This window comes from Rhizobium sp. HT1-10 (genome assembly GCF_049472505.1).
In the GTDB taxonomy this organism is placed as follows: domain Bacteria; phylum Pseudomonadota; class Alphaproteobacteria; order Rhizobiales; family Rhizobiaceae; genus Rhizobium.
In genome coordinates this window covers 403,027-427,601 of sequence record NZ_JBCEBQ010000001.1, presented here as the reverse complement: position 1 = coordinate 427,601, position 24,575 = coordinate 403,027, and the positions used below count along the sequence as shown (strand labels likewise).

Below are 24,575 nucleotides of genomic sequence, written 5' to 3'. Positions count from 1 at the left end.
GAAGCGGTGAAAACGAAACGGCTGGCTTGCCTGCGGTTGTTGACAGCCGGCGCCGCCGGCGCGCCACGGCCGGGAAAGGCTGCCTGGTAGCCGTTCTGCCGGGGAACCGCAGGGTGGAGGCTACTTTCTTAGAGCCGGGCCTTCAGCGTCGCCTGGGCGGCGGCAAGGCGGGCGATCGGCACGCGGAAGGGCGAGCAGGAAACATAGTCGAGGCCGATCGATTCGCAGAAGTGGATGGACGTCGGGTCGCCGCCATGTTCGCCGCAGATGCCGAGCTTCATGTCGTTGCGGGTGCGCCGGCCGCGCTCGGTGGCGATCTGTATCAGTTCGCCGACGCCATCCAGATCCAGCGAGATGAAGGGATCGCGCTCGATGATGCCCTTGCGCTGATAGGTCGGGATGAAGGCGGCGGCATCGTCGCGCGATATGCCGAAGGTGGTCTGCGTCAGGTCGTTGGTGCCGAAGGAGAAGAATTCGGCGGCTTCGGCAATGACATGGGCGCGAAGGGCGGCGCGCGGCAATTCGATCATGGTGCCGACGAGATAATCGATGGTCATGCCCGCCTCGGCCATGACCGCCGTGGCGATGGCATCGATGCGGGCCTTGACGTAATCGAGTTCGGATTTGAGGCCGACCAGCGGCACCATGATCTCGGGCACGACGGCGGCTCCCGTGGCGCGGGCGGCGGCAACGGCGGCCTCGAAGATGGCGCGCGCCTGCATCTCGACAATCTCGGGATGGGAGATCGCCAGGCGGCAGCCGCGATGGCCGAGCATGGGGTTGAACTCGTGCAGCGCGTCGACCCGCTGGCGCAGCGCTGTTTCCGGCATGTCCATGGCCGCCGCCACCTCCGATATCTCGGCATCGGTCTTCGGCAGGAATTCGTGCAGCGGCGGGTCGAGCAGGCGGATGGTGACCGGCATGCCGTGCATGATGGCAAACAGCTCGGTGAAGTCGGAGCGCTGCATCGGCAGCAGCTTGTCGAGCGCCGTGCGGCGGCCGGCCTCGTTTTCGGCAAGGATCATCTCGCGCATCACATGGATACGGTCGCCCTCGAAGAACATGTGCTCGGTACGGCAGAGACCGATGCCCTCGGCGCCGAAGGCGCGGGCGGCGCGGGCATCGGCGGGCGTATCGGCATTGGTGCGCACGGTCATCCGGCGGGTACGGTCGGCCCAGGCCATGATGCGGGCGAAATCGCCCGACAGCGCCGGCTGGGTCATCGGCACCGCGCCCTTGACGACATGGCCGGCCGAGCCGTCGATGGTGATGACATCGCCGCGCCCGAAGGTGACGCTCGGGCCGATCAGCCGCTCGTTGCGGACATCGAGGCGCAGATTGCCGGCGCCGACGACGCAGGGGATGCCCATACCGCGGGCGACGACCGCCGCATGGCTGGTCATGCCGCCGCGGGTGGTCAAGATCCCCTCCGCCGCATGCATGCCATGGATATCCTCGGGGCTGGTCTCGACCCGCACGAGGATGACCTTGCGGCCCTCCGCCTTGGCGGCCACGGCCTCGTCGGCGGAAAAGACGATGGCGCCGGTGGCGGCCCCCGGCGAGGCCGGCAGGCCGTTGCCGACCACCTCGCGGTAGACACGCGGATCGATGGTTGGATGCAGCAGCTGGTCGAGCGAGGCGGGATCGATGCGGGCGACGGCATCCTCCTCGCCGATGACGCCCTCGTCCACCATGTCGACGGCGACCTTCATTGCCGCCTGGGTGGTGCGCTTGGCAACCCGCGTCTGCAGCATCCACAGCTTGCCGCGCTCGATGGTGAACTCGATGTCCTGCATGTCGCGGTAATGGGCCTCGAGCCGGTCGCAGATGCGTGTGAAGCTCGAGAAGGTCTCGGGCATCAGCTTTTCCATCGACGGACGGTCGGAGCCCGACGCGATGCGGCCGGCCTCGGTCAGGCTTTGCGGCGTACGGATGCCGGCGACGACATCCTCCCCTTGCGCCTTGACCAGGAACTCGCCGTAAAGCGCTTTCTCGCCGGTCGAGGGATTGCGGGTAAAGGCAACGCCGGTGGCGGATTCATTGCCGAGATTGCCGAAGACCATAGCCTGGATGGTGACGGCGGTGCCCCAGGCCTCCGGGATATTGTGCAGCAGCCGATAGGTAGCGGCGCGCGGGTTCATCCAGCTGGCAAAAACCGCGCCGATGGCGCCCCAGAGCTGCACCTCGGGCTCCTGCGGAAAGACCTTGCCGAAATCGTCCTCGATGACCTCCTTGTAGCGGAGCACGACCTGCTGCCATTCGCCGGCGGTGAGGTCGGTATCGACCTCGTGCCCGAGCCTGCCCTTCTCGTCCTCAAGGATTTCCTCGAAAACCTCGTTGTCGACGCCCATGACGACATCGGCATACATCTGGATGAAGCGGCGGTAGCTGTCCCAGGCAAAGCGCGGATCGCCGCTATCGGCGGAAAGCGCCTCGACGGCCTGGTCGTTGAGGCCGAGATTGAGGACCGTATCCATCATGCCGGGCATCGAGGCGCGCGAACCGGAGCGGACGGAGACGAGCAGCGGTCGCTCGGCGCTGCCGAAACGGCGGCCGGCGATGGCTTCCATATGCTCGAGGCCAGCCATGACCTGGAGCTTCAGGTCGTCGGGGAGTTGACGACCATTGCCGAGGTAGAGACCGCAGGCACTGGTGACGATGGTCAGGCCCGGGGGCACCGGAAGGCCGAGGTTGCACATCTCTGCCAGATTGGCACCCTTGCCGCCCAGAAACTCTAGCTCGCCAGCCCGGCCCTCCGCCTTGCCGTCGCCGAATGTATAGACCCACTTCACCATTGCTTACGCCCCTTGAAGGCCGATGGTAATCGATTGCGGGGGAATTGAAAGGCGACAAATGCGGCGGAATGTTGCAGTGCGGTAGGATTATCAGAGGTTCGGGGGATGGTTGACCGCCTCTCTCTTGCTGGCGAGGCTATAGCATAGCGGCCAAATGGTCGAGAATGATGCTCGTGGGACATTCTACACGGCGCTTCTCGCCAAAATCGGGGCCCGGATGCTGCTAAGACATCTGCATTCTGCCAATATCCCCATACTGCAGGGGCGTGCTGAACAAGCAGGTCGGCTCAAGATAAATCGTCTGCAACCTCGAACGAAACAGCCTTACCCGGTGTTTAGGAGATGCGATCAACACGAGGAAAACCCATGAAGTCTCTCATAGTGACTGGATTAGCCGTCGCCGCCCTGACGACATCGGCTTTCGCCCAGACTGCCGCGCCGCAGCCGGCTCCGCCTGCGCCACCGGCGGCCCAGGAAAAGGTGAACCCGCCGCCGCACTCGGTCGTGCCTGAGGTGATGAACGAGGCCAACGAAACGCCGCCCGCGCCCATGCCGGGCCGCGATGCTCCGCCACCCCCGCCTCCCGGCCCTCGCGAAGACGGCATGCGCGGCCACCACCGCCCACCGCCGCCCTCGAAGGCTGCCCACTTCCGGATCGAGGATGGCCGCACCAAGATCGACGTCAAATGTGCAGACGATGAACCGACGAAGGTCTGCGCCGATACGCTGATGCAGATCATCGACAAGCTCGGCGGTGGCGCCTCTGCCCGCTCCGACGACGACCAATACTGAGCGATACCGTCCGGCCTATGGTCCGGTAAATGCGCTTCGAACACCGCCGACGTGTCTGGCGGTGTCTTTTGTTGAGAGCTTCTTTCCGGACAGGGTCGCCGTCATTGCGTAGGTCGCGCGTGCCGAGTTAGTTGGCACAGGGTGAGCCGGTAGCATACGCATGAAAAAGCCTCCCAGAACGCTTTACCGTTTCTGGAAGGCTTTTGCGACCGGCTAGGGGGGAACCGGTTGATTGAAGCAGAGGTCAACTGCTGGATAGATAACGGTTCATCGGCAAAAGGGTTCCATGGGAGGGCTGCACGTCAAATGAGCGAGCATCTTAAGCGCTCTCGTGGACGCGTTCGCGGGGCTGGCCGCCCACGGAGACCGCCGAGGCGCCCTTTCGGCCATGTCCTCTCCTCGTAGTCCTTCAATCGCTGGAAACGCTCCGCTGCGGGGCGTGGCGGGCTCTATTCAAAGCGCCCGCCATCCCGCCACCAGCATCGAGGACGCGATGGCGGCAAGGCAGATGCCTGTGGCTCGGCCCAGCCATATCGTCACGCGGGGATTTGAGACGAGGTTATCGCGCGCGAGCGCCGCAGCCGAAGCAAGCCCGCCATAGATGACAAATTGCACAAGCATCGTCATGACGCCCATGACAACCGCTTGCGACCATAGCGGGCCATAGATCGGCTTCATGAACTGCGGATAGACCGCGAGAATGAAAAGCCATGCCTTTGGATTGAGGAGGCAGGTGACGATCGCCTGCAGACACACCTTTACCAAAGAGGAGGTCCCGGGTCCCTCGATCCGGTCGACCACGATGGCGCTGCGCATCAGCGAAATTCCGATCCAGATCATGTAGGCCGAGCCGATCATCAGCATCGGTCCTGAAACAGCCGGAAGCAGCCTGCTCAGACCGACCACGGCGATGGTGCCGAACACCGTGTGGCAGAGACCGCCAGCCATCATGCCGAACGTTGCCGCAAGGCCTGCCCGTCGTCCGCCCGTAAGCGCATTGGCAAGCACAAAGACCATGTCCATGCCGGGAACAGCGATAATGCCTGTCAGCAGGATGAAAAATAGCCAGAGATTTTGATCGTAGGTCATGTCAGTTGCGCCTCGTGCCGTTCGCCCGCGATCACCGCAATATCAGCGGCTGTCAGGGTGTTGCTGCGTGCTATACAGAGGAGCAACTGACAGCGATGTGTCAGTTGTGATGGGGCGATCGGGATGCGCAAGGCGTCGAGACTGTTTGAAATCATCCAGATCCTGCGGCTCGCCAGATCGCCCGTGACTGCGGCCGCGATGGGAACGCGGCTGGAGGTGACGCAACGCTCGATCTACCGCGATATCGCCGCCCTCCAGGCCATGCGCGTGCCGATCGAGGGCGAACGCGGGATCGGCTATATCCTCAGGCCAGGGTTTCACCTGCCGCCGCTGATGTTCTCCGTCGAGGAAACCGAAGCCATCGTGCTCGGGATGGCGCTGATCGAGCGGACTGGCGACCTGGAACTCCGCAAGGCTTCCGCACAGGTGGTCGCCAAGATTGCAGCCGCTGTTCCCATGCCGATGCGTCACGCCCTGTCGTCACAGGCGCTGCATGCATGGGGCACCACTGCCCCCGTCCCCGAGGCTGCCGACTTCGCGCTTGTCCGGCGTGCCATCCGCGATGAAGAAAAGCTGGCGATCGACTATCGCGACGAACATCACACGACGACCACCCGGACGATCCGGCCGCTCGCGCTGATCTACTACGCCGAGGTCGCCGTCATCGTCGGATGGTGTGAATTGCGCCAGGCCATCCGCAACTTCCGGGCCGACCGCGTGGCGCGCTGCAGCCCGACGGGAGACCACTTCGAAAATGATGGAGATCGGCTGCGGGCGCTCTGGATCGCCGGTTGGACGCCGCAGCGTGAACCATGACGGTTCGCTTCTCAGGTCTCTCGAACTCTTGTCGCGCCGGCCGGTCCGCCCGGCAATCCGCAGCGGTGGGAACGCAGGCCAGCCCTTGGCTCAGGCGCTTTCGCGCAACCGTTCCGCTGTCTGCAGGTCGACGGAGACCAGTTGCGAGACGCCCTGCTCGGCCATGGTGACGCCGAACAGGCGGTCCATGCGGGCCATGGTGATGGGATTGTGGGTGATGACGACGAAGCGGGTGTCGGTCGAGGCCGACATCTCGTCCATCAGGTTGCAGTAGCGCTCGACATTGTGGTCGTCGAGCGGCGCATCGACTTCGTCGAGCACGCAGATCGGCGCCGGATTGGTGAGGAAGACGGCAAAGATCAGCGCCATCGCCGTCAGCGCCTGCTCGCCGCCCGACAGCAGCGTCATGGTCTGCGGCTTCTTGCCGGGCGGGCGGGCAAGGATTTCGAGGCCGGCCTCGAGCGGGTCGTCGGATTCGATCAGCTGCAGCTCGGCCGTGCCGCCGCCGAAAAGGTGAGTGAAGAGGCGCTGGAACTGGACGTTGACGATGTCGAAGGCGGCGATCAGTCGCTCGCGGCCTTCGCGATTGAGGCTCTGGATCGCGCCGCGCAGCTTGCGGATGGCATCGATGATGTCGTCGCGCTCCTTGATGAGCGCTGCCAGCTTGTCGCTGAGTTCCTTGCTCTCCTCTTCGGCGCGCAGGTTGACGGCGCCGAGCCGCTCGCGCTCGATCTTCAGCCGGTCCAGTTCGCGCTCGACCTCGCGCAAGTCCGGTTCGGTCTTTGCCGGATTGCCGGCGATACGCAAAGCCTCGTGCGGGTCGACGTTGAGTGCCTCGCGGATGCGGGCTTCGGCTTCCAACCGCCTTTCGCGCGCCGACACCAGCCGCTCCTCGGCCCTACCACGTTGCTCACGGCTTTCGGCGAGTTCCGAGAGCGCGGTCGTCGCCTTCTTGTCGGCCTCGCGCTGGACGATATCGGCCTCTGCCAGCCGGTCGGCGGCACCCCGCCTCACCTCTTCCATCTTCGAGAGCTCGCTCATCAGCGCCCGGCGCTTGTCGTCGAATTCGTCGGGCGCCATCTCCAGTTCGGCGGCCTCCTCGCGGGCCTCGGATTCGCGGTCGCGCAGCGTCTGGATGTGGCCATCGGCGCTCGCGACCCGCTGCCGCCAGGTCTCACGCTCCTGCCCGATCGCCAGCAGGCGGCGCTGGCGGGCCTCGTTTTCGCGGTTCAGCCCCTCGTAGCGGGCGCGCGCCTCGGCCAGCGCGCCGCGATCGGTGGCAACCGCAGCCTGCTGGTCGCGCAGTTGTTCGTCTATCAGGGTGAGGTCCGGTGCATCCTCGATCTCGATGCGGGCATTCTCGTCCTGGATGGCGAGGTCCTCGATCTGGGTCCGCAACTGGCTGGCCGCCTCGTTGAGCACGTCGCGACGGCGCATGAGATCGCCGGAGGCGCGCTCGGCTGCGGCCAGCGCCTCGCGGGCTTCGGTCAGCTGGCGGGCCAGAATGCGGCTGCGCTCGCGGGCCTCAATCAGGCGGCGCTCTTCGGCCCGGATCGCCTCCCCGGCACGCGCCAGCTGCTCCTCGGCCTCTGTAAGGATATCGGCGGCAAGCTCGACTTCTGCCTGCAGCTCGGTGAGCCTGTTTCTCTGGGCAAGCCTCAGGGCTGCGGCGCTCGGCGCATCGGCGCCGGTGATATGGCCGTCCCAGCGGAACACGGCACCTTCGCGGGTGACCAGCCGTTGGCCCGGTTTCAGCACCGCCATCAAACGTACGGCATCGCCGCCGTCGACGAGGCCGATCTGGCGCAGGCGGCGGTTCAGGGCCGGCGGCGCGCCGACATGGGCCGTCAGCGGCACGGCACCTTCCGGCAGTTCGGGATCTTCGGAGCCGTCGCCGTTATCCGACCAGTGGGCAGGCGCCCCCGGATCGAGCGGCGTGTCGAGGTCATCCCCAAGGGCTGCCCCCAGCGCCGTCTCGAACCCACGATCGACGCTGATATCGTCGGCCACCGGCGGGAAGCCACCGGCAGCGGCGCCGCCGTCGAGCATGCGGGCGATGGTGCGGGCCTCGGTTTCAAGAGCATTGAGGCGGGTGCGGGCCTGATCCACCGGCGGGCGGGCCATGGCCTCTGTGCTGCGGGCCTTGGCCAGCGCCGCTTCGACAACCTGGGCGGCCTCCTCGGCATCCTCGACACCGATTTCGGCCGCCTCCACCTGCTCGCGCCGTTCGTCCGGATCCGGCAGGCTTGCCATCTTCTCGCCGATGGCTGCAAGCTCGCCGTTTGCCTCGGCCATCTGCCGCTCGAGCCGCATCTTGCGGTCGCCGAGATCGCGAATGGCGCGCTCCAGCTGGTTGCGCACGGCAGCGGCCTCTGCGCGTTCCGCCGTCAGCCGGGCAAACAGTCCTTCGCTTTCGGCGAGCGTCGCGGCGGCGGCCTCAAAGCCAGCACGGCTTTCCTCGGAAAATCGGCCGGAATCGCCCAGTATTTCGGACAGCTCCGCCTCTTCCGCATCGAGACGGTCGAGGATGGCGGCGTTGTCGACCACCAGCTGCTCCTCGCGGCGGATATCCTCGCCGAGCTGGGCCAGCCGGCGCATCAGCTCATCGCGACGGCGCAGGATGCGACCGACGTCTTCCTCGAGCTGGGTGCGGGCGATCTGCAGACGCTGTAGGCCGGCGGCGGCCTTGGCCTCGGCCTCGCGCAGCTCCGGCATCTTCAGGCTGGCGATGGCCTGCGCCTTTGCCGCTTCCATCTGCGCCTGCGCCTTTTCGACGACGATGTTGGTTGCCTGGTTGAGCGCGCTTTCGCCCTCGCCCTCCGCCTGCTTGGCCTGGACCCAGCGGATATGTAAGAGCAGCGCCTCGCGGGCGCGGATATCGGCCGACAGCATCTTGAAGCGATTGGCCTGGCGGGCCTGGCGCTTGAGGCTCTCGATCTGGCTGTCGAGCTGGGTCGTGACGTCGTCCAGGCGTTCGAGATTGGTCTCGGCGGCGCGCAGCCTGAGCTCGGCTTCATGGCGGCGGGAATGCAGGCCGGAAATGCCGGCGGCCTCTTCCAGCAGCTGGCGGCGCGCCTGGGGTTTTGCCTGGATCAGCTCGCCGATCCGGCCCTGGCCCACCATCGATGGCGAGCGGGCGCCGGTGGAAGCGTCGGCAAACAGCAGCTGCACATCCTTGGCGCGGGCTTCCTTGCCGTTGATGCGGTAGACGGAGCCCTGCTCGCGCTCGATGCGGCGGGTGATCTGGATCTCGTCGCTATCGTTGAAGGCGGCAGGCGCGGTACGGTCTGCGTTGTCGAGATAGAGCGCCACTTCCGCCGTGTTGCGCGCCGGGCGGTGACCGGAGCCGGAGAAGATCACGTCGTCCATGCCTGAGGCGCGCATGTTCTTGTAGGAATTCTCGCCCATCACCCAGCGAAGGGCCTCGACAAGATTGGACTTGCCGCAGCCGTTCGGGCCGACAACACCCGTCAAGCCGCCCTCGATGACGAATTCGGACGGTTCGACGAAGGACTTGAAGCCGACAAGGCGAAGCTTGTTGAATTTCATCGGGCGGCCGGGGTGAAGCACCCGCCTCTGCCGGAGACGTGCAGGGAGGGCGACCCACTCTCCTCCCTCATTCCTGTGCTCGTCACAGGAATCCAGTGCGCCCAAGTCCTTGGGCGCGAGAGGTGGCTTTGCGATTGTGGGAGAGTCCTATCAAGGCGCAGACGCGCCTTGGCTGGATTCCTGTGACGAGCACAGGAATGAGGGGAGGAAACGGCGCGGCTGAACGGTGGCTCTCCAACCCGTGGCCGCCACAGGCCGCAGACGTGCAGGGAGAGCGACCCACTCTCCTTCCTCTTTCCTGTGCTCGTCACAGGAATCCAGTGCGCCCACGTCCGTGGGCGCGGGAGGTCATTTGGCTGCGAGAAAGTCCCCTCAAGGCGCAGACGCGCCTTGGCTGGATTCCTGTGACGAGCACAGGAATGAGGGGAGGAAACAGGCCGGCCGAAGGGGGGAGTCCCAACGCGTGGCCAACGGCCATGGCCCCGCCTCGAGAGCAGTCCCCTAGCGCAATAAACGACGGGCGCAGCACTGCTACCGCCGCCCGTCATGAAAACGTGGCGCGGGTCAGAGCATGCTGTCGATGATGGTCGACATAGATTCAACCGACATGTCCCCGGAGTAACGCTTCCCGTTGATCAGGAAGGTGGGAGTGCCGTTGACGCCGAAAGTGACGCCGCGAGCCCGCACGGCGTTTATATCATCCACAAGTGCGCCGTTGTTCAAGCAGGCTTCGAAGCTGTCCTGTGTAAAACCGGCAATTTTGGAGATTTGCAGCAGCGAGGCGCGCACATCGGTGACCGCGGGACCGGCCCACTGCATCTGCTGCTTCATGAAAGTCTCCAGAAGCGGCACGGAAGGACCGTTCGGGGCGCAGCGCACCAGCATGAAGGCGGCGTAGGCGGCCGGATCCTGGTCCTGGCTGGCAATCGGGAATTCGCGGATGATGAAATAGACCTTGCCCGTATCGATATACTTGGTCTTGATCGCATCGAAGGTGGTGGCGGCGAAATGGGCGCAATGCGGGCAGGTCGTCGACATGTATTCGATGATCTTGACCTTGGCGTTCGGATCGCCGACCGCCATGTCCGGCGACTTGCCGGGCTGCAGGGCCTGGGCCATGTCGACCGTGCCTTCCTGGGTTGGCGCGGTCGCGGCGAAGGCATTGCCGGCTCCGGTCGCGGCCACCGCCATGGCGAGAGCACCCAGCGCGGCACCGCCGAGAAGATGGCGTTTGGTCAGAAGCATGTCGGACATCGGCATATATCACCCGTTTTGAGAGAAACTCTTGTTGATACTGCGATATAACGGCTCTGCGCCGCGAACAAGGCGGGGTAACGGAACTTTCTTCAAAGAATTGTGAGAGCAGCAGATGGAGGGGACGGGGCGAACTCCCGGTCATGGATACGCCGTCATTTCGTGACGCACAGGCCATCGGCCGTCGGGCAGGCTACCGCAGCGGCATCGATCAATCCTCATCACGAGCCTGCCTACGGTGTCCGCATAGCGCGACAGGAGACCCATTTCGGCTGAAGTCATTCTGGGTAGCCTCATTCAGCAACGCCCACCGCGTCAATTTGCGCAGCGCCTCCGAGCCGAAACTCCTCCCCAATTGCTTGACACCTCCGCTCAATGGACTGACAACAACCGCAGCCTGACAACCCCACCAGACGGGGGGCGAGATCATCCCGGAAATCGGGAGCGCGGTCATCTCGAGACATTCGAGAGGCTTCGCTGCATCAGCGCGAAACCAGCTCCCACGATGTCTGGCTATAAAATGAAGCTGTTGAACCAGCAGTTTTGCGGTCGTGCTCCTCGCGACAGATAGTAGCAGTTAAAAGCTAGGAAATATTCAAATCGATGGATTGGGTCCCTATAGTTTTCATCACGTTCAAGGTTCTCGCATTGGGCACCGGCATGTTCTTTGCCATCAAGTGGCATTACGACCAAAGGACTTCGACCGAGCCGAAAAACGTGATGAAAGTCGCGCTGGAGGTCGCTCTATATCTCCTGATGGTCTTGATCCTCTTCTCGCTGATCTACGTCGCGATAAAGCATTTCGGGTTACTGCCGGCAGGTATGGACTTGTATTGAAGGCGAGCAGCAGCTCGAACGCTTCCAGGCGGCGAATGAAAGGACCGGCATTTTCGACCGTGCTCAGACCAATGCGCACATGGCCAGATCACCTGCCCGGCTTGCGGTTACCCAGGACCGCCGTGCCGAGCCGCTGCACGGCGGCGCGCAGCTTGTCGCCCTCGATCCCCTCCATCATTCCCTCCAGCTTCAACGCTGCGGCACCCTTCAGCGGCACCGGCGTGCGGGAGCGCTTGGCATACTGCGAGACCGGTTTCTGGACGATGCGGATCTGGTGGACGGCGGCAAAGCCGAAGAAGCTGTTGATGCGCTGGATGAGCTCGCCCTGGGCGTGGGTGAGGAACAGCGCGCGGGCGCCTTCGCAAGCGATGGTGAGAACACCCGGCTGGTAGCCGCCCTCGCCGGGGCCGTTGCGCTTGGCCCAGGCGATTTTTTCCGGGCGGGTGCAATCGGCGAAATCGGCGCCGACGATATCGTCCCAGGAGCCGAGCAGCGCGGTGTTGATGCCGGCCCTGCGGGCAAGCACCGGATCGATCAGGCCGTTCGCCACTTCGGATATCTGCTTGGCGCCTTTGCGGGGATAACTCATCGACGACAGGCCTCGGACTTGCTGTTTGGCGCAGCGGACCTTGATCCGTCGACGCAGCTCGGCCAAGTATAGGGCATATTCCCCGCATGCGGCAAATGATGACCCAGAAACAGCCTACCCCGCCCTCCGCCGCACCTCTGCTTGCCTGGTATGACCGGCATCACCGCGACCTGCCCTGGCGGGTTTCACCTGCCATGGCGGCGCGCGGCGTGCGGCCCGATCCCTATCATATCTGGCTGTCGGAAGTGATGCTACAGCAGACGACAGTCGCTGCGGTCAAAGCCTATTTCCTGAAGTTCATCGGACGCTGGCCGACAGTGATCGATCTTGCGGCGGCGCCTGTCGACGACGTCATGGCGGCGTGGGCGGGGCTTGGCTACTACGCCCGGGCGCGCAACCTGAAGAAATGCGCCGACGCCGTTGCCAACGAGCATGGCGGCTGGTTTCCCGATACGGAAGAGGGTCTGAGGGCCTTGCCTGGCATCGGCGACTACACCTCGGCAGCCGTTGCCGCCATCGCCTTCGACCGGCAGGCGGCGGTCATGGACGGCAATGTCGAGCGCGTGATTTCCCGGCTCTACGCCATCTCGACACCCCTACCCGCTGCCAAGCCGCTGATGAAGCAGAAGGTGGTGGCGCTGACCCCTCCGATCAGGCCCGGCGACTTTGCCCAGGCGATGATGGATCTCGGCGCGACGATCTGCACACCGAAGCGGCCGGCCTGCTCGCTCTGTCCGTTCAATGGCAGTTGCGAGGCGCTGCGGCTGCACGATCCTGAGTATTTCCCGGTGAAGGCGCCAAAAAAGACAAAGCCGGTGCGCCAGGGGGCGGCCTTTGTCGCGGTCAACCGCGACGGCGAAATCCTGTTGCGGCGGCGGATCGACAGCGGCCTGCTCGGCGGCATGACGGAGGTGCCGACGACCGCCTGGACGGCGCGTCTCGATGGCGAAACGACGCTCGAGGCGGCACCCTTCGAAGCCGACTGGCAGGCCTGCGGCATAGTCGTCCATGTCTTCACCCATTTCGAGCTGCGCTTGTCGATCTTTCGGGCAGCGGTCGGTGCTACGTCCGGCGCTGATGACGGATGGTGGGAGCCGGTTACAAATCTTGACTCCCAGGCCTTGCCGACAGTCATGAAAAAGGCAATCGCCCAGGCTATTCCGCATGCCTTCAACTGACCCGCCAGACCTTTTCTCCGATCAACGCCAAGAGGCCCGCATGACGACTGAAATCAAACATATTGTCTTCGATATCGGCAAGGTTCTCATCCACTACGACCCCAACCTGCCGTTCAGCCGCGTCATTCCGGACGAGGAGGAGCGCCAGTGGTTCTTCGCCAATATCTGCACCCATGACTGGAACATCGAGCAGGATCGCGGCCGCAGCTGGGAAGACGCCGAGGCACTGCTGATCGCCGAGCATCCGGAGCGGGCCGAGCAGATCCGCGCCTTTCGGAAGAACTGGCACGAGATGGTGCCGCATCACTACGAAGACAGCGTCGAGATCATGGAAAAGCTGATCGCCGAGGGTCGCGACGTGACGCTGCTCACCAATTTTGCCTCCGACACCTTTCGCGAGACCCAGGAGCGCTTTCCCTTCCTGACCAGGACGCGCGGTGTGACCGTCTCCGGCGATATCAAGCTGATCAAGCCCGACGTGGCGATCTACGACAGCCATGCGAAGAGTTTCGATCTCGATCCGGCCTCGACGATCTTCATCGACGACTCGCTCCCGAACGTCGAGGGTGCCAGGGCCGCTGGCTGGAAGGCCATCCACTTCACCGGCGCCGAGAAGCTGCGCGCCGATCTTGCAACCTTCGGCATCGAGGTGTGACCTGATGAAATTCGACCCAGCGGAACGCATCGAACTGTTTCACGAAGCGGTCAACGGCATGGACTACGAGGCGATGGAGCGGTTTTTCGCGCCTGAGGCCACCTATGTTTCGAACGGCGTCGGCAGCTTGGTCGGGCGCGAGGCCGTGCTTGCGGCCATCAGAAACTATTTCGAGACCTACCCGGACCAGGTGGGCGTCAACAGCCTGGTCGAAACGCTGACGCCGCTCTCCGGTCGTGCCGTCTGGTCGGTGCGGGCGACGAATGCCACGACCGGCAAGCCGCTGGTGCGCGAAGGCGAGGAAACCATCACCTTCAACGAAGACGGCCAGGTCGTCAGCGTCGCTGTGACGGATTACCAGGCGTTCTAGGCCGTTCGAATCTCAGCTGAAATGCACGACGCCCAGGGCTTATCACCCTGGGCGTCTTCGCGCCGTCCGCCGCAACTGGAGGTACAATCGGCAGACGGTGACCATGCGATCCGGCGAAACCGTCAGGCTTCGGCTTTCGCCAGGTCGTTGCGTATGATGGACCGCAATTCGTCGATCGGGCGCAGGGACTGCCCATCGTCGAAATGCCAGAAGGTCCATCCGTTGCAGGCATCAAGGCCCTGGACTTTGGCGCCCAGGCGATGAATGGAGCCGGCTTCGCCGCCTGAAGCCACGGTGCCATCGGCGCGCACGATGGCGCTGTAGCGGCGGCGGCTATCGGTCAGCACCTGGCCGGGGCGTATCATGCCGTTCTCGACCAGCACGTTGAAGGCGACGCGCACCTCCTGCTTCTTGCCGGTCATGATCGTCAACTCGGCCTTGCCCAGCGTATCGACGGCGGCAATGCGGGCCGATGCGTGGTCGATATATTCCTGCTCGCGCTCGATGCCGACGAAGTGGCGGCCGAGGCGCTTGGCGACGGCGCCGGTCGTGCCGGTGCCGAAGAACGGATCGAGGATGATGTCGCCGGGCTTCGACGAGGCCATGATGACGCGGGCGAGCAAGGCTTCCGGCTTCTGGGTCGGATGGGCCTTCTTGCCGTCTTCGCCCTTCAGCCGCTCGCCGCCGCTGCAGATCGGGAACAGCCAGTCGGAGCGCATCTGGACGTCATCGTTGGACGCCTTCAGGGCATCGTAGTTGAAGGTATAGCCCTTGGCCTTGGCGCTCGGGCTTGCCCAGATCATCGTCTCATGAGCGTTCTGGAAGCGACGGCCCTTGAAGTTCGGCATCGGGTTGGTCTTGCGCCAGACGATGTCGTTGAGGATCCAGAAGCTCAGGTCCTGCATCATTGAGCCGACGCGAAAAATGTTGTGATAGGAGCCGATGACCCAGAGGGTGCCGGTCGGCTTCAGCACGCGGCGGCAGGCGAGCAGCCAGGCACGGGTGAACGCGTCATAGGCCTCGAAGGAGGCGAACTGGTCCCATTCGTCATCGACCGCGTCGACCAGCGACTGGTCCGGGCGGTGGAGGGCGCCGCCGAGCTGCAGATTGTAGGGTGGGTCGGCAAAGATCACGTCGACCGAATGGGTGGGCAGTGCCTCCAACGCGGCGACGCAGTCGCCCTTGATGATCGTGTCGATCCAAGACCCCGGCCTCTCGGAAATCTTGAGGTCGGCAAGCGGGAAAACTGACGCCATGGGATACTCGCTCTTACGCTTACGCATTACGCTTTAACTACCCGGTATGGTTACCTAAGTTGGTTACCAAACCCTGAACCGCGGAGCGATTTGGGAATTTATTTCCGCGTGGAACGCGATCGGCTTGTTTGGTATGGTGGCATCATGAGACGAGATCAGGCCATCGAAGCGTTGAAACAGTAGGCCGAAGCGCTGAGGGCGCTCGGCGCGACCTCGCTTTTTCTGTTCGGCTCGGTGGCCCGCGACGAGGCCGGGCCCGCAAGCGATCTCGATCTGTTTGTTGACTACGATCCTACGAAAAAATTCTCCTTGGTTAATCTTGCTCGCATCAAGCTTCTACTAGAAGATGCGCTGCCATCAGACATTGATGTCACGACCCGGAATAGTCTGCATCAAAAGTTGAAAGACCGAATAGAAAAGTCAGCAATCCGGATATTTTAGACGCCGAGAGATATTCAACTTATCTTTGACGACATACTTGGCACGATAGAATTTATTGAAGGAACTATTGCGGGAAGAAGCCGCGAGGAGGTCATGAAGGACCGCCTAACCGAACTCGCTCTCCAACGGGCTGTTGAAATTGTTTCGGAGGCAAGCCGTCACATCCCTGAGGACCTGAAGGGCCTTACACCTGATATTGAGTGGCAAGCGATCCGGGCGATCGGAAATATATTGAGGCACGAATATCACAGCATCGCCGACGAGATTATCTGGGACACAATCATCGGCGACATCGCTGATCTAAAGCGTGCAAACCATGAGATGAAATCGAGGACACAGCCTGTGTGAAATCGCTGCTAAGCTGTTTTCATATTTGCATCATTCCTTTCACGACTGTCAGACGGCACCTCCGCCCGATCCTTCATCCCGTAATCGCGGACGACGTAGCCGATGCGCAGGCGGTAGTCGGCGAAGATGCCGTTGCGGCCGGCGTGCTGGGCGGCGCGGTGGGCTTCGAGGTTGCGCCAGGTTTTGACCGCTTCCTCGTCGCGCCAGAAGGAGAGCGACAGGAGCTTTCCGCGCAAGGTCAGGCTTTCGAAGCGCTCGATCGACTGGAAGCCGTCGATCTTCTCGAGTTCAGCCTTCAACTCGCCGGCGAGATCGAGATATGTGTGCCGCTCGCCGAGATAGGGCACCACCTCGAAAATGACGGCGATCATGGCTGCACCTTGCCGGCATGCGGCAGCGAGACGTTCTTGAGGAAGATCCGGTCTTCCTTCAGGATGAAGCGCTCGCGTTTGGCGAAGGCGTAGTTCTCGCGGCCGATCGGGTCCTCGGCCAGTCGGGCCCGATAGGCCTCGTAGGCGGCCAGGTTTTCGACGGAGTAGACGCCGTAGGCTGTCGTTGCCGACCCCTCGTGCGGTCCGAAATAGCCGATGAGATCGGCGCCGCAGCGCGGAATGGCCTGGCCCCAGTTGCGGGCGTATTCAGCGAATGCCTCGCGGCCGAAGGGGTCGATTTCGTAGCGGATGAAACAGGTGATCATGGGACGGTTCCTTTTGTGCCGCCTCTTTCTGACATGTTGCAGAACGACAATGCTTCGGCTACGATCGAAGTATGAAAGAAGGACCGGACATAGCCCAGATCGGCGCGCTCATCGGCGATCCCGCGCGTGCCAACATGCTGACTGCACTGATGGGCGGCAAGGCGCTGACCGCAACCGAGCTTGCGGCAGCGGGCGGCATCACCGTGCAGACTGCAAGTTCGCATCTGGCGAAGCTCGAGGCCGGACGGCTGCTCGCGCAGCGCAAGCAGGGTCGGCATCGTTATTTCACGCTGGCTGACGACAGCGTCGGCAAGCTCCTGGAAAGCCTGATGGGTTTTGCCGCCGGGCGCGGGCACCTGCGCCACCAGCCGGGCCCAAAGGAGCCAGCGCTGCGCAAGGCGCGCATCTGCTACGACCATCTGGCCGGCGATTACGGCGTGCGGATGCTCGACAGCCTGGTCGCCAGCGGATGCATCGAGACGCTTGGCGAAGGGTTGTCGCTGACGCCGCAGGGTGAAGGCCATCTCCGCCAGTTCGGCATCGATGCCTCGTCGCTGAAAACCTCGCGGCGACCGCTGTGCCGCTCCTGTCTCGACTGGAGCGAACGACGCGCGCATATGGCCGGCAGTCTCGGCAAGGCCTTGCTCGGCCATGTCTTCGATGCCGGCTGGGCAAAGCGGCTGGACGGCAGCCGCTCGGTGGTTTTCTCGCCCGATGGCGAGCGTCAGTTCCTCAGGCACTTCCCGCTCGATCACGCGGCCGGATCGACCAGTATCCCCTGATAGCATCGGGACGCGATGCGGCTGCACAGTCCATCCCATTCACAACCGCCGCAGGCCTGGCGGATTCCGCCGCCGGCAAAGGCCGTTCTCAACGTCGAAAGCAGAACGGCGTCCGGCTGCACCATCGCACCCGGCGCGATATGCTGCCCAAGAAGCGCGGAGATGGAGCGCGCGGCGGCGGCATCCCGGACCTCGACGCTGGCCTTGAGGCAATGGGGATCAGCCCCATCCAGCAAAGGTGCACAGACATCGTCCGGGCCGGAGACGAGGAGAATATCCTCGCCTTCCGTCAGCCGCCGCGCGATGCGGCGGTAGTTGTCGGTGAAGGCTGGATCGTAGCCCTCACCGATGAAGGTCAGCATGCACAGCAGGTGATGCGGACGCAGCCTGACGGTCAATGCGCGGTCTTCCTGCCGCCATAGTTGCGGATACCCATCAGGACTGCCGCGGCCAATGCCGACTTCAGGACGCCGCCGAGGATGAAAGGTGCAACGCCGAACATCCAGCCCTTTTCAGCACCGAGCAGAACAGCCAGCCACGCACCGCCGATGGCAAGGCAGACGAGGTTGGCAAGGAGATGGGCCGCGAAGCTGCTGATATAGCGCTCGCCCGTCCAACCTTTTTCGGCCAGCCATCCGGCGACCATGGCAACGATCGGAAACGAAACCAGGTAACCGGCGGTCGGACCCATGAAGGGGGCCAGCCCGCCTGCGCCGTTCGCCAGCACCGGCATGCCAAGGGCAGCTTCCCCAAGCCAGACCAGCACGGTCAACCCGCCGAGACGCCAGCCGTAGAGCGCACCGATCATGGTCAGCGCGAAGGTTTGCATGGTGATCGGCACTGGGATCATCGGCACCGAGATGCGCGAGGCGACTGCCAGCACGAGCGTGCCGGCAACGACGAAAATCGCCTGCATGATCCTCGAACGGTCGCCGAGCCGCAGCGGATCGAAAATCGAGATGGCGTGAGACTGAGACATGTGCGCTCCTAAATTATAGATAATTTGTCTGACTATCTATTTTATGAGCGGAACTAAGCTATGGCGCAAGCATGAATTATAGATTTTACACAGATAGCCGACAAAAATTACGCCGCCACACCGGCCAAAAGCGCATGAATCACCGCCCACAGGAGGACCAATTCATAATTATCTATAATTTTCCATTTAACCGACGATAGCAAAAAGTTCCACCGGTGCGCCGCTGATAGCGCGGGATGGCGCCCGACCGATCCGATTCACATGCTGCTGCAGGACAGCCACCGCCGTGTCGGTCTGCCCCTGGCGAAGAGCAGCGAGAATGGCGCGGTGATCCTGATCGGTTCTCGTTTCCCAGCCGGACTGCCAGGCGGAAAACAGGAACCTGGCACTGGCGGCATGCAAGTCATCGATGGCGGCGAGCAGCCGCTTCATGTCACAGGGCGCAAGGATGAGCCGGTGGAAACGGCGGTTGGCTGCCTCCCAGGCGCGCACGTCGGCGGCCGCGTCGCCCTCCCTGGTCGCCTCTTCGGCAGCATCCAGAATGGCCGCCGTCAGATGGGGTGCGGCATGCCTCAAGGCGAGGCCTTCCAGCGCCGCGCGCATTTCAGCGACTTCGCGGACCTGCCGCAGGTCGAAGGCGGCAACCCGCACTCCCCGTCGCGGCTCGCTGATCGCCAGCCCTTGCGCCTCGAGTAGACGAAAGGCTTCGCGCACAGGCACATGGCTAGCGCCGAACTCCTCGGCGATGTGGTCCTGGCGGAGCCGGAGGCCGGGTGCCAGCTCGCCGTGGATGATGCGCTCGGCAAGCACCCGGCTGATTCGGTTCGCAATCGTGTCGTCTTTTCCCCGGCTCATGCCGCGATCCTTAATCAGGCACTGCAAGCTTGTCGAGCGCCGAAAGCCTCCCTCTCCCCGCAGGCCAGACATGCCGCCCCGTCGGTTGAGGTTTCCGACCCCGTCGTGTAAAGCCGCACGATCTCATCCAAAGGCATTATTGACATGAACACTGGCTTCGATCTCATCATCTTCGATTGCGACGGCGTGCTCGTCGATTCCGAAGTCATCGCGGCGGATGTCGAATCCAAACTGCTCACCGGGGCCGGCTATCCGATCAGCGCCGAGGAAATGGGCGAGCGCTTCGCCGGCATGACCTGGCAGAACATCCTCTTCGAGGTCGAGCGCGAGGCCAGCATTCCGTTCTCGGCATCGCTGCTCGAACAGTCCGAGAAGCTGCTTGACGAGCGGCTGGCCAGCGAAGTCACCGCCATTCCCGGCATCGAGTTCGCACTCGCCAAGATCGATCTGCCGCGGTGCATCTGCTCCAATTCGAGCCTGGCCCGGCTCGACATGATGCTGACCAAGGTCGGCCTCATCTCGTCCTTCGCACCACATATCTACTCGGCCAAGGACCTCGGGCCCGATCGCGTCAAGCCGAAACCCGATATCTTCCTGCATGGCGCGGCGCAGTTCGATCTGGCGCCGTCGCAGGTCGTGGTCGTCGAGGACTCCGTCCATGGCGTCACTGCGGCGCGTGCGGCCGGCATGCGGGTCATCGGCTTCACCGGTGCGTCGCACACCTATCCATCCCACGCCGACAGACTGACGGATGCCGGCGCCGAAACCGTCATCTCACGCATGAACGACCTGCCCGGCGTGGTCGCGGCGTTGGCCGAGTGGGACGGCGTTTTCTAAACCTTCGCAGTAAAAAACCGGTCGCGAGGGTTCGCGACCGGTTTCGATATCCTCGACAGTTGACGCCGTTGTGGGGCGCGCCGTCCTTACTTCTTCTTGCGGACGGTGCGTGCGCCCTTGACCGGCGCGGATGCGCCCTGGTCGAAGCTGACGTACACGCTGACGAAGCCTGCGGCACCGCCGGTCACGTGGATCTTGTTGTCGGTGTAGAGAAACTGCGCGGAGCCTTCGCCGGGTGGAATCGACGCCTGGAAGTTCGTCGTGTCGCTGTAGAGCACGGTCTCGCCATCCATCACCGATACCTTGATCGGCATGGTAACGCTGCCGGAACCACCCATCGGCCCGGCCACGAGCCGGCCCTGGACGACGATCGTCATGTTGAGCGCCGTGCCATCCGTGGTGCACTGGCGGGTGCCCTGTACCAGCGACGCCTGGTAGGCGAGCTGCGCCGGATCGTCCTTGGCACCCTTGGCGTAGCTCTTGAAAATCGCGCCCTCGTCGCGGATGACGATCTGCGGGCATTTGCCGGCGACGTAGACGGCGCCGACCGCAGGCGGTGCAACGGAATCGGCGGCCTGCTGCGGCGCAACGGTGATCGGCGTGGGGTCCTTGTCCTTACCGCCGAGGCCAAGCGAGCTGCAGCCGCTGAGCGCGACCATCAACGATGCGGTGAGAAGAAGACGCGAAGCTCTGCCTGACACGATATTTCACCCTGAACACAATATGAATTTGCCGAGCCCAGGTTAATCTCCGGGCCTTTCATCGCACTTGGCGATGGTCTATATCAGCGGCGTTTCAAAAAATCGATTGGGTAGGCTTCGTTTTGGTTCACTTTTCGACACGGCCCGGTCGCGGTAAAACACAGCGTGCTCCGGATGCTCAGGCGAGATTGACATGGTTGCGAAAACCAGACCCGGTATTTGGCGCAAAAAGGCGCACCAACACGTCGCTTTCGACCTAGAATTCCAATAGAAGCCCATCTTCCCACCGATCATCCATATCAGAGGTAAAGACCTTGGAATATATCTCGACCCGGGGAGAAGCCCCTGCCCTCGGTTTCTGCGATGCGCTGCTGGCCGGCCTTGCCCGCGACGGCGGCCTCTACGTTCCCCGCGAATGGCCGCAGCTGACGAAGAAGGACATCCGGGGCTTTCGCGGCAAGAGCTATCAGGAGATTGCCTTCCGCGTGCTTCTGCCGTTCACCAACGGCGAGATCCCGGAAGAGACCTTCCGGGGGATGATCGACGAGGCCTATGGCACCTTCCGCCATCCGGCCATCGCGCCGCTGGTCCAGACCGGCCCGAACAGCTTCATCGTGGAGCTTTTCCACGGCACGACGCTGGCCTTCAAAGATGTCGCGATGCAGCTTCTGGCGCGGCTGATGGACTATGCGCTGGCTGAGCGCGGGGCCCGCGCCACCATCGTCGGCGCCACGTCGGGTGACACAGGCGGCGCTGCCATCGATGCCTTTGCCGGCCGCGCGCGCACTGACATCTTCATCCTCTTCCCGCACGGCAAGGTCTCGCCGGTGCAGCAGCGGCAGATGACCTCCTCGACATCGGCCAATGTGCATGCGCTTGCCATCAACGGCAATTTCGACGACTGCCAGAACCTGGTGAAGGCGATGTTCAACGACGCGCCGTTCCGAGACCGCGTCAGCCTCTCCGGCGTCAACTCCATCAACTGGGCGCGCATCATGGCCCAGGTGGTCTATTACTTCACCACTGCGGTTGCCCTCGGCAGCCCGGACCGCAAGATCTCCTTCACCGTGCCGACCGGCAATTTCGGCGACATCTTCGCCGGCTACGTCGCCAAGCGCATGGGCCTGCCGATCGACAAGCTCGTCGTTGCCACCAATGAAAACGACATCATGGCACGGACGCTGAAGACCGGCCGCTACGAGATGCGATCCGTCAAGGCGACCACCTCTCCGTCGATGGATATCCAGATCTCTTCCAACTTCGAACGCCTGCTGTTCGAAGCCAATGGTCGGAACGCATCGAAGGTGCGCGCCGCGATGGAAAGCCTGAAGCAATCGAGCGGTTTCGAGATCGCGCCAGAGGCGATGGCCTTCATGAAACGCGACTTCCGGGCCGGCCGGGCGACGGAAAAGCAGGTGGCGGCGACCATCCGCGAGACCTTCGAAGAGACCGGCTATCTGCTCGACCCGCACACCGCGATTGGCGTCTTCGTCGCGAAGAAATTCGAGAAGCCGAACAGCCCGATGGTGACATTGGCCACCGCCCACCCGGCCAAATTCCCCGCCGCAGTAAAATCAGCCTCCGGTATTGACCCGGCGCTTCCGACGTGGCTTGCTGATCTGATGCACAGGGAGGAGCGCTTCGACATCCTGGATCCCGACCTTAAAGCCGTCGAAAGCTTTATCGGTGACCATGTTCGGGCCTCGAGAGGTTAAGCGCAGAAAGATCTATGATGACAGTTGAGTGCACCCGGCTTAAATCCGGGCTGACGGTAGTGACCGAGTTGATGCCGCATCTTGAAAGCGTCGCACTCGGGGTGTGGATCAAGTCCGGGTCGCGTAACGAGACCGAAACCGAACACGGCATTGCCCATCTTCTCGAACACATGGCGTTCAAGGGCACGGCGCGTCGCACGGCGCGCGAAATTGCCGAGGAAATCGAGAATGTCGGCGGCGAAGTCAATGCCGCGACCTCGACGGAAACGACGTCCTACTACGCGCGCGTGTTGAAGGAAGACGTGCCGCTGGCGGTCGACATCCTGGCCGACATCCTCACGGAATCTGCCTTCGACGAGGACGAGTTGCAGCGCGAGAAGCAGGTCATCCTGCAGGAAATCAACGCCGCCAACGACATGCCGGACGATGTCGTGTTCGACAAGTTTTCGGAAGTTGCCTACCGCGACCAGACGCTCGGCCGCGCTATTCTCGGCACGCCGGAGACGGTGCTCGGCTTCACGCCACAGCAGATTCGCGGCTATCTCGGCCGCAATTATACGTGTGACCGGATGTTCGTGGTGGCTGCCGGCGCCGTCGATCACGACAGCTTCGTCAAGCAGGTCGAAGAGCGCTTTGCCAGCCTGCCCACCGCGCCTTCGGCGGCACCCGTCATCGAGCCGGCGCGCTATATCGGCGGCAGCGTTCGCGAGACGCGCGACCTGATGGACGCGCAGATCCTGCTCGGCTTCGAAGGCCGCGCCTACCATGCGCGTGACTTCTATTGCTCGCAGATCCTTGCCAACATCCTCGGCGGCGGCATGTCTTCGCGGCTGTTCCAGGAAGTGCGCGAGACGCGTGGCCTTTGCTATTCGGTCTATGCCTTTCACTGGGGCTTCTCCGACACCGGCATCTTCGGCATCCACGCCGCGACCGGCGGGGAAAACCTGCCGGAACTGCTGCCCGTCATCGTCGACGAGTTGCGCAAGTCGTCGGAGACCATCCACCAGCAGGAAATCGACCGGGCCCGTGCCCAGATCCGCGCCCAGCTGCTGATGGGCCAGGAAAGCCCTGCTTCGCGCGCCGGCCAGGTCGCCCGGCAGATGATGCTCTACGGCCGGCCGATCCCCAATCCGGAAATGATGGAGCGGCTCGAAGGCATCACCATCCAGCGTCTGACCGACCTTGCCGGCCGCCTGTTCTTCGACGCGGTACCGACCTTGTCGGCCATCGGCCCCCTCGATCAGCTGGCGCCGATGGAAGACATCATCACCTCGCTGTCGATGCCGGCTCACGCGCCAAAAGCCGCCAACGGCTGATCCCGGTCGCGGCCCCTCAAGATCGCCAGTCCGGGAGAGATGGACGAATGCCAAAGTCGGTTTTTCGGTTCCTGTCACGGCAGCCGGACACGATCGAACTTGAGGGCGCCGACCATTTTCTTCGTTTGCCACGCAATTCCGACTTTACCCAATGGCAAAAGCTGAGGGCCGAAAGCCGTCGCTTTCTCGAGCCCTGGGAGCCGACCTGGCGGCGCGACGAACTGTCCGAAAGCGCCTTTCGGACGCGCGTCCAGCGCGGCAGGCAGGAATACAATTCCGGACAGGCCGTCCCCTTCCTGCTGTTCAAACGGCAGAATGCGGTCCTGCTCGGCGGCTTGACCGTCGGCTACATCAGGCGAGGTGCCGCGCAGAGCTGCATGATCGGGTACTGGATGGGAGAGCGCTATTCGGGCCAGGGCCATATGTTCGCCGCACTTCAGATAGTTATACCCTACATCTTTTCCGGGCTGGAGTTGCACCGTATTGAGGCAGCCTGTATTCCGGACAACGAACGTAGCATGCGGCTGTTGCAGAAGGCCGGCTTCCAACGGGAAGGTCATTTGCGCGGCTACTTGAAAATCAACGGCCAATGGCGCGATCACGTTATGTTTTCCCGTTTGGCCACGGACATCGATCCGCTGGGGAAGACCACACGCTGATGATTGCCGACACCTTGTCCCGCCCCAAGCTCCTGCGCTCTTCGCTGATTGCTTTTGCCGTTGCC

General features: G+C 63.2%; 25 protein-coding genes. 13 read left to right on the top strand and 12 right to left on the bottom strand.

What is annotated here, in order from left to right; all coding sequences use genetic code 11:
• Window positions 1-128: 128 nt before the first annotated feature.
• Complete coding sequence (gene ppdK, locus VH564_RS02065) at window positions 129-2,795, bottom strand: pyruvate, phosphate dikinase (RefSeq protein WP_423338163.1); 2,667 nt, start codon at window positions 2,793-2,795, stop codon at window positions 129-131.
• Window positions 2,796-3,161: 366 nt separating this feature from the next.
• Between ppdK and VH564_RS02060 the strand changes: the two genes are divergently transcribed.
• On the top strand, window positions 3,162-3,587 hold the full coding sequence (locus VH564_RS02060; protein ID WP_423338162.1) for a hypothetical protein: 426 nt from the start codon (window positions 3,162-3,164) through the stop codon (window positions 3,585-3,587).
• 453 nt (window positions 3,588-4,040) lie between these two features.
• Here VH564_RS02060 and VH564_RS02055 read toward each other — a convergent pair whose 3' ends face one another.
• A complete protein-coding gene (locus VH564_RS02055; RefSeq protein WP_423338161.1) occupies window positions 4,041-4,676 on the bottom strand; it encodes a LysE family translocator in 636 nt (211 codons plus the stop codon).
• A gap of 123 nt (window positions 4,677-4,799) precedes the next feature.
• Here VH564_RS02055 and VH564_RS02050 point away from each other — a divergent pair, with 123 nt between their 5' ends.
• Entirely contained in the window at window positions 4,800-5,492 is a 693-nt protein-coding gene (locus VH564_RS02050; RefSeq protein WP_423338160.1) for a helix-turn-helix transcriptional regulator, read from the top strand.
• Window positions 5,493-5,582: 90 nt separating this feature from the next.
• Here VH564_RS02050 and VH564_RS02045 read toward each other — a convergent pair whose 3' ends face one another.
• Window positions 5,583-9,041 carry a chromosome segregation SMC family protein gene (locus VH564_RS02045; RefSeq protein WP_423338159.1) on the bottom strand — a complete coding sequence of 1,153 codons (3,459 nt, stop codon included), beginning with the start codon at window positions 9,039-9,041 and terminating at the stop codon, window positions 5,583-5,585.
• Window positions 9,042-9,605: 564 nt separating this feature from the next.
• On the bottom strand, window positions 9,606-10,301 hold the full coding sequence (locus VH564_RS02040; RefSeq protein WP_423338158.1) for a DsbA family protein: 696 nt from the start codon (window positions 10,299-10,301) through the stop codon (window positions 9,606-9,608).
• 597 nt (window positions 10,302-10,898) lie between these two features.
• Between VH564_RS02040 and VH564_RS02035 the strand changes: the two genes are divergently transcribed.
• Window positions 10,899-11,132, top strand: a complete 234-nt coding sequence (locus tag VH564_RS02035; RefSeq protein WP_423338157.1) for a hypothetical protein — start codon at window positions 10,899-10,901, stop codon at window positions 11,130-11,132.
• Between the two features lie 88 nt (window positions 11,133-11,220).
• On the opposite strand, the gene VH564_RS02030 is transcribed toward VH564_RS02035, so the two are convergent.
• Window positions 11,221-11,721 carry a DUF721 domain-containing protein gene (locus tag VH564_RS02030; RefSeq protein WP_423338156.1) on the bottom strand — a complete coding sequence of 167 codons (501 nt, stop codon included), beginning with the start codon at window positions 11,719-11,721 and terminating at the stop codon, window positions 11,221-11,223.
• 95 nt (window positions 11,722-11,816) lie between these two features.
• Here VH564_RS02030 and mutY point away from each other — a divergent pair, with 95 nt between their 5' ends.
• Genes mutY through VH564_RS02015 form a run of 3 tightly spaced genes read left to right on the top strand, consistent with a single transcriptional unit; the run spans window position 11,817 to window position 13,924 of the window.
• Window positions 11,817-12,899: an A/G-specific adenine glycosylase gene (gene mutY / locus VH564_RS02025; RefSeq protein ID WP_423338155.1), complete on the top strand. Its 1,083-nt coding sequence runs from the start codon at window positions 11,817-11,819 to the stop codon at window positions 12,897-12,899.
• A 40-nt stretch (window positions 12,900-12,939) separates the two neighbouring features.
• Complete coding sequence (locus tag VH564_RS02020) at window positions 12,940-13,554, top strand: HAD family hydrolase (protein ID WP_423338154.1); 615 nt, start codon at window positions 12,940-12,942, stop codon at window positions 13,552-13,554.
• 4 nt (window positions 13,555-13,558) lie between these two features.
• Complete coding sequence (locus VH564_RS02015) at window positions 13,559-13,924, top strand: nuclear transport factor 2 family protein (RefSeq protein ID WP_423338153.1); 366 nt, start codon at window positions 13,559-13,561, stop codon at window positions 13,922-13,924.
• Window positions 13,925-14,046: 122 nt separating this feature from the next.
• Here the strand turns inward: VH564_RS02015 and VH564_RS02010 are convergent, their stop codons facing one another.
• Window positions 14,047-15,180 carry a site-specific DNA-methyltransferase gene (locus VH564_RS02010; RefSeq protein ID WP_423338152.1) on the bottom strand — a complete coding sequence of 378 codons (1,134 nt, stop codon included), beginning with the start codon at window positions 15,178-15,180 and terminating at the stop codon, window positions 14,047-14,049.
• Window positions 15,181-15,372: 192 nt separating this feature from the next.
• On the opposite strand from VH564_RS02010, the gene VH564_RS02005 reads away from it, so the two are divergent.
• A complete protein-coding gene (locus VH564_RS02005) occupies window positions 15,373-15,621 on the top strand; it encodes a nucleotidyltransferase family protein (RefSeq protein ID WP_423338713.1) in 249 nt (82 codons plus the stop codon).
• A gap of 12 nt (window positions 15,622-15,633) precedes the next feature.
• Entirely contained in the window at window positions 15,634-15,969 is a 336-nt protein-coding gene (locus VH564_RS02000; RefSeq protein WP_423338712.1) for a DUF86 domain-containing protein, read from the top strand.
• Between the two features lie 8 nt (window positions 15,970-15,977).
• Here VH564_RS02000 and VH564_RS01995 read toward each other — a convergent pair whose 3' ends face one another.
• The gene (locus tag VH564_RS01995) at window positions 15,978-16,340 is read right to left on the bottom strand and encodes an antibiotic biosynthesis monooxygenase family protein (protein WP_423338151.1); all 363 of its coding nucleotides are present in this window, start codon (window positions 16,338-16,340) and stop codon (window positions 15,978-15,980) included.
• Window positions 16,337-16,666 carry an NIPSNAP family protein gene (locus tag VH564_RS01990; RefSeq protein ID WP_423338150.1) on the bottom strand — a complete coding sequence of 110 codons (330 nt, stop codon included), beginning with the start codon at window positions 16,664-16,666 and terminating at the stop codon, window positions 16,337-16,339. The genes VH564_RS01995 and VH564_RS01990 overlap by 4 nt, the downstream gene beginning before the upstream one ends.
• 71 nt (window positions 16,667-16,737) lie before the next feature.
• Here VH564_RS01990 and VH564_RS01985 point away from each other — a divergent pair, with 71 nt between their 5' ends.
• Window positions 16,738-17,448, top strand: coding sequence for an ArsR/SmtB family transcription factor (locus tag VH564_RS01985; protein ID WP_423338149.1), 711 nt, complete (start codon window positions 16,738-16,740; stop codon window positions 17,446-17,448).
• Here VH564_RS01985 and VH564_RS01980 read toward each other — a convergent pair.
• The 3 genes from VH564_RS01980 to VH564_RS01970 all read right to left on the bottom strand — a co-directional run bounded on the left by VH564_RS01980 (window position 17,418) and on the right by VH564_RS01970 (window position 19,282).
• Window positions 17,418-17,846: a DUF1284 domain-containing protein gene (locus tag VH564_RS01980; protein ID WP_423338148.1), complete on the bottom strand. Its 429-nt coding sequence runs from the start codon at window positions 17,844-17,846 to the stop codon at window positions 17,418-17,420. The two genes, VH564_RS01985 and VH564_RS01980, sit on opposite strands and share 31 nt — an antisense overlap.
• Window positions 17,843-18,427 carry a biotin transporter BioY gene (locus VH564_RS01975; protein WP_423338147.1) on the bottom strand — a complete coding sequence of 195 codons (585 nt, stop codon included), beginning with the start codon at window positions 18,425-18,427 and terminating at the stop codon, window positions 17,843-17,845. The genes VH564_RS01980 and VH564_RS01975 overlap by 4 nt, the downstream gene beginning before the upstream one ends.
• Window positions 18,428-18,613: 186 nt before the next feature.
• The gene (locus VH564_RS01970; protein ID WP_423338146.1) at window positions 18,614-19,282 is read right to left on the bottom strand and encodes a GntR family transcriptional regulator; all 669 of its coding nucleotides are present in this window, start codon (window positions 19,280-19,282) and stop codon (window positions 18,614-18,616) included.
• Between the two features lie 144 nt (window positions 19,283-19,426).
• On the opposite strand from VH564_RS01970, the gene VH564_RS01965 reads away from it, so the two are divergent.
• A complete protein-coding gene (locus tag VH564_RS01965; protein WP_423338145.1) occupies window positions 19,427-20,119 on the top strand; it encodes an HAD-IA family hydrolase in 693 nt (230 codons plus the stop codon).
• An 86-nt stretch (window positions 20,120-20,205) separates the two neighbouring features.
• Here the strand turns inward: VH564_RS01965 and VH564_RS01960 are convergent, their stop codons facing one another.
• On the bottom strand, window positions 20,206-20,820 hold the full coding sequence (locus tag VH564_RS01960) for a hypothetical protein (protein WP_423338144.1): 615 nt from the start codon (window positions 20,818-20,820) through the stop codon (window positions 20,206-20,208).
• 314 nt (window positions 20,821-21,134) lie between these two features.
• On the opposite strand from VH564_RS01960, the gene thrC reads away from it, so the two are divergent.
• From thrC to VH564_RS01945, 3 genes are read left to right on the top strand one after another with little or no spacing between them, the layout of a single operon-like run.
• On the top strand, window positions 21,135-22,535 hold the full coding sequence (thrC, locus tag VH564_RS01955) for a threonine synthase (RefSeq protein ID WP_423338143.1): 1,401 nt from the start codon (window positions 21,135-21,137) through the stop codon (window positions 22,533-22,535).
• Window positions 22,536-22,552: 17 nt separating this feature from the next.
• Window positions 22,553-23,851 (top strand): M16 family metallopeptidase, encoded by a 1,299-nt coding sequence (locus tag VH564_RS01950; protein WP_423338711.1) that lies wholly within the window; start codon window positions 22,553-22,555, stop codon window positions 23,849-23,851.
• Between the two features lie 47 nt (window positions 23,852-23,898).
• The gene (locus tag VH564_RS01945) at window positions 23,899-24,510 is read left to right on the top strand and encodes a GNAT family N-acetyltransferase (protein WP_423338142.1); all 612 of its coding nucleotides are present in this window, start codon (window positions 23,899-23,901) and stop codon (window positions 24,508-24,510) included.
• The last annotated feature ends 65 nt before the right edge of the window (window positions 24,511-24,575 follow it).

Coding starts and splice junctions, on each gene's coding strand:
- ppdK (WP_423338163.1), bottom strand. CDS start 2,795: ATGGTGAAGTGGGTCTATACATTCGGCGACGGCAAGGCGGAGGGCCGG.
- VH564_RS02060 (WP_423338162.1), top strand. CDS start 3,162: ATGAAGTCTCTCATAGTGACTGGATTAGCCGTCGCCGCCCTGACGACA.
- VH564_RS02055 (WP_423338161.1), bottom strand. CDS start 4,676: ATGACCTACGATCAAAATCTCTGGCTATTTTTCATCCTGCTGACAGGC.
- VH564_RS02050 (WP_423338160.1), top strand. CDS start 4,800: ATGCGCAAGGCGTCGAGACTGTTTGAAATCATCCAGATCCTGCGGCTC.
- VH564_RS02045 (WP_423338159.1), bottom strand. CDS start 9,041: ATGAAATTCAACAAGCTTCGCCTTGTCGGCTTCAAGTCCTTCGTCGAA.
- VH564_RS02040 (WP_423338158.1), bottom strand. CDS start 10,301: ATGCCGATGTCCGACATGCTTCTGACCAAACGCCATCTTCTCGGCGGT.
- VH564_RS02035 (WP_423338157.1), top strand. CDS start 10,899: ATGGATTGGGTCCCTATAGTTTTCATCACGTTCAAGGTTCTCGCATTG.
- VH564_RS02030 (WP_423338156.1), bottom strand. CDS start 11,721: ATGAGTTATCCCCGCAAAGGCGCCAAGCAGATATCCGAAGTGGCGAAC.
- mutY (WP_423338155.1), top strand. CDS start 11,817: ATGATGACCCAGAAACAGCCTACCCCGCCCTCCGCCGCACCTCTGCTT.
- VH564_RS02020 (WP_423338154.1), top strand. CDS start 12,940: ATGACGACTGAAATCAAACATATTGTCTTCGATATCGGCAAGGTTCTC.
- VH564_RS02015 (WP_423338153.1), top strand. CDS start 13,559: ATGAAATTCGACCCAGCGGAACGCATCGAACTGTTTCACGAAGCGGTC.
- VH564_RS02010 (WP_423338152.1), bottom strand. CDS start 15,180: ATGGCGTCAGTTTTCCCGCTTGCCGACCTCAAGATTTCCGAGAGGCCG.
- VH564_RS01995 (WP_423338151.1), bottom strand. CDS start 16,340: ATGATCGCCGTCATTTTCGAGGTGGTGCCCTATCTCGGCGAGCGGCAC.
- VH564_RS01990 (WP_423338150.1), bottom strand. CDS start 16,666: ATGATCACCTGTTTCATCCGCTACGAAATCGACCCCTTCGGCCGCGAG.
- VH564_RS01985 (WP_423338149.1), top strand. CDS start 16,738: ATGAAAGAAGGACCGGACATAGCCCAGATCGGCGCGCTCATCGGCGAT.
- VH564_RS01975 (WP_423338147.1), bottom strand. CDS start 18,427: ATGTCTCAGTCTCACGCCATCTCGATTTTCGATCCGCTGCGGCTCGGC.
- VH564_RS01970 (WP_423338146.1), bottom strand. CDS start 19,282: ATGAGCCGGGGAAAAGACGACACGATTGCGAACCGAATCAGCCGGGTG.
- VH564_RS01965 (WP_423338145.1), top strand. CDS start 19,427: ATGAACACTGGCTTCGATCTCATCATCTTCGATTGCGACGGCGTGCTC.
- VH564_RS01950 (WP_423338711.1), top strand. CDS start 22,553: ATGACAGTTGAGTGCACCCGGCTTAAATCCGGGCTGACGGTAGTGACC.
- VH564_RS01945 (WP_423338142.1), top strand. CDS start 23,899: ATGCCAAAGTCGGTTTTTCGGTTCCTGTCACGGCAGCCGGACACGATC.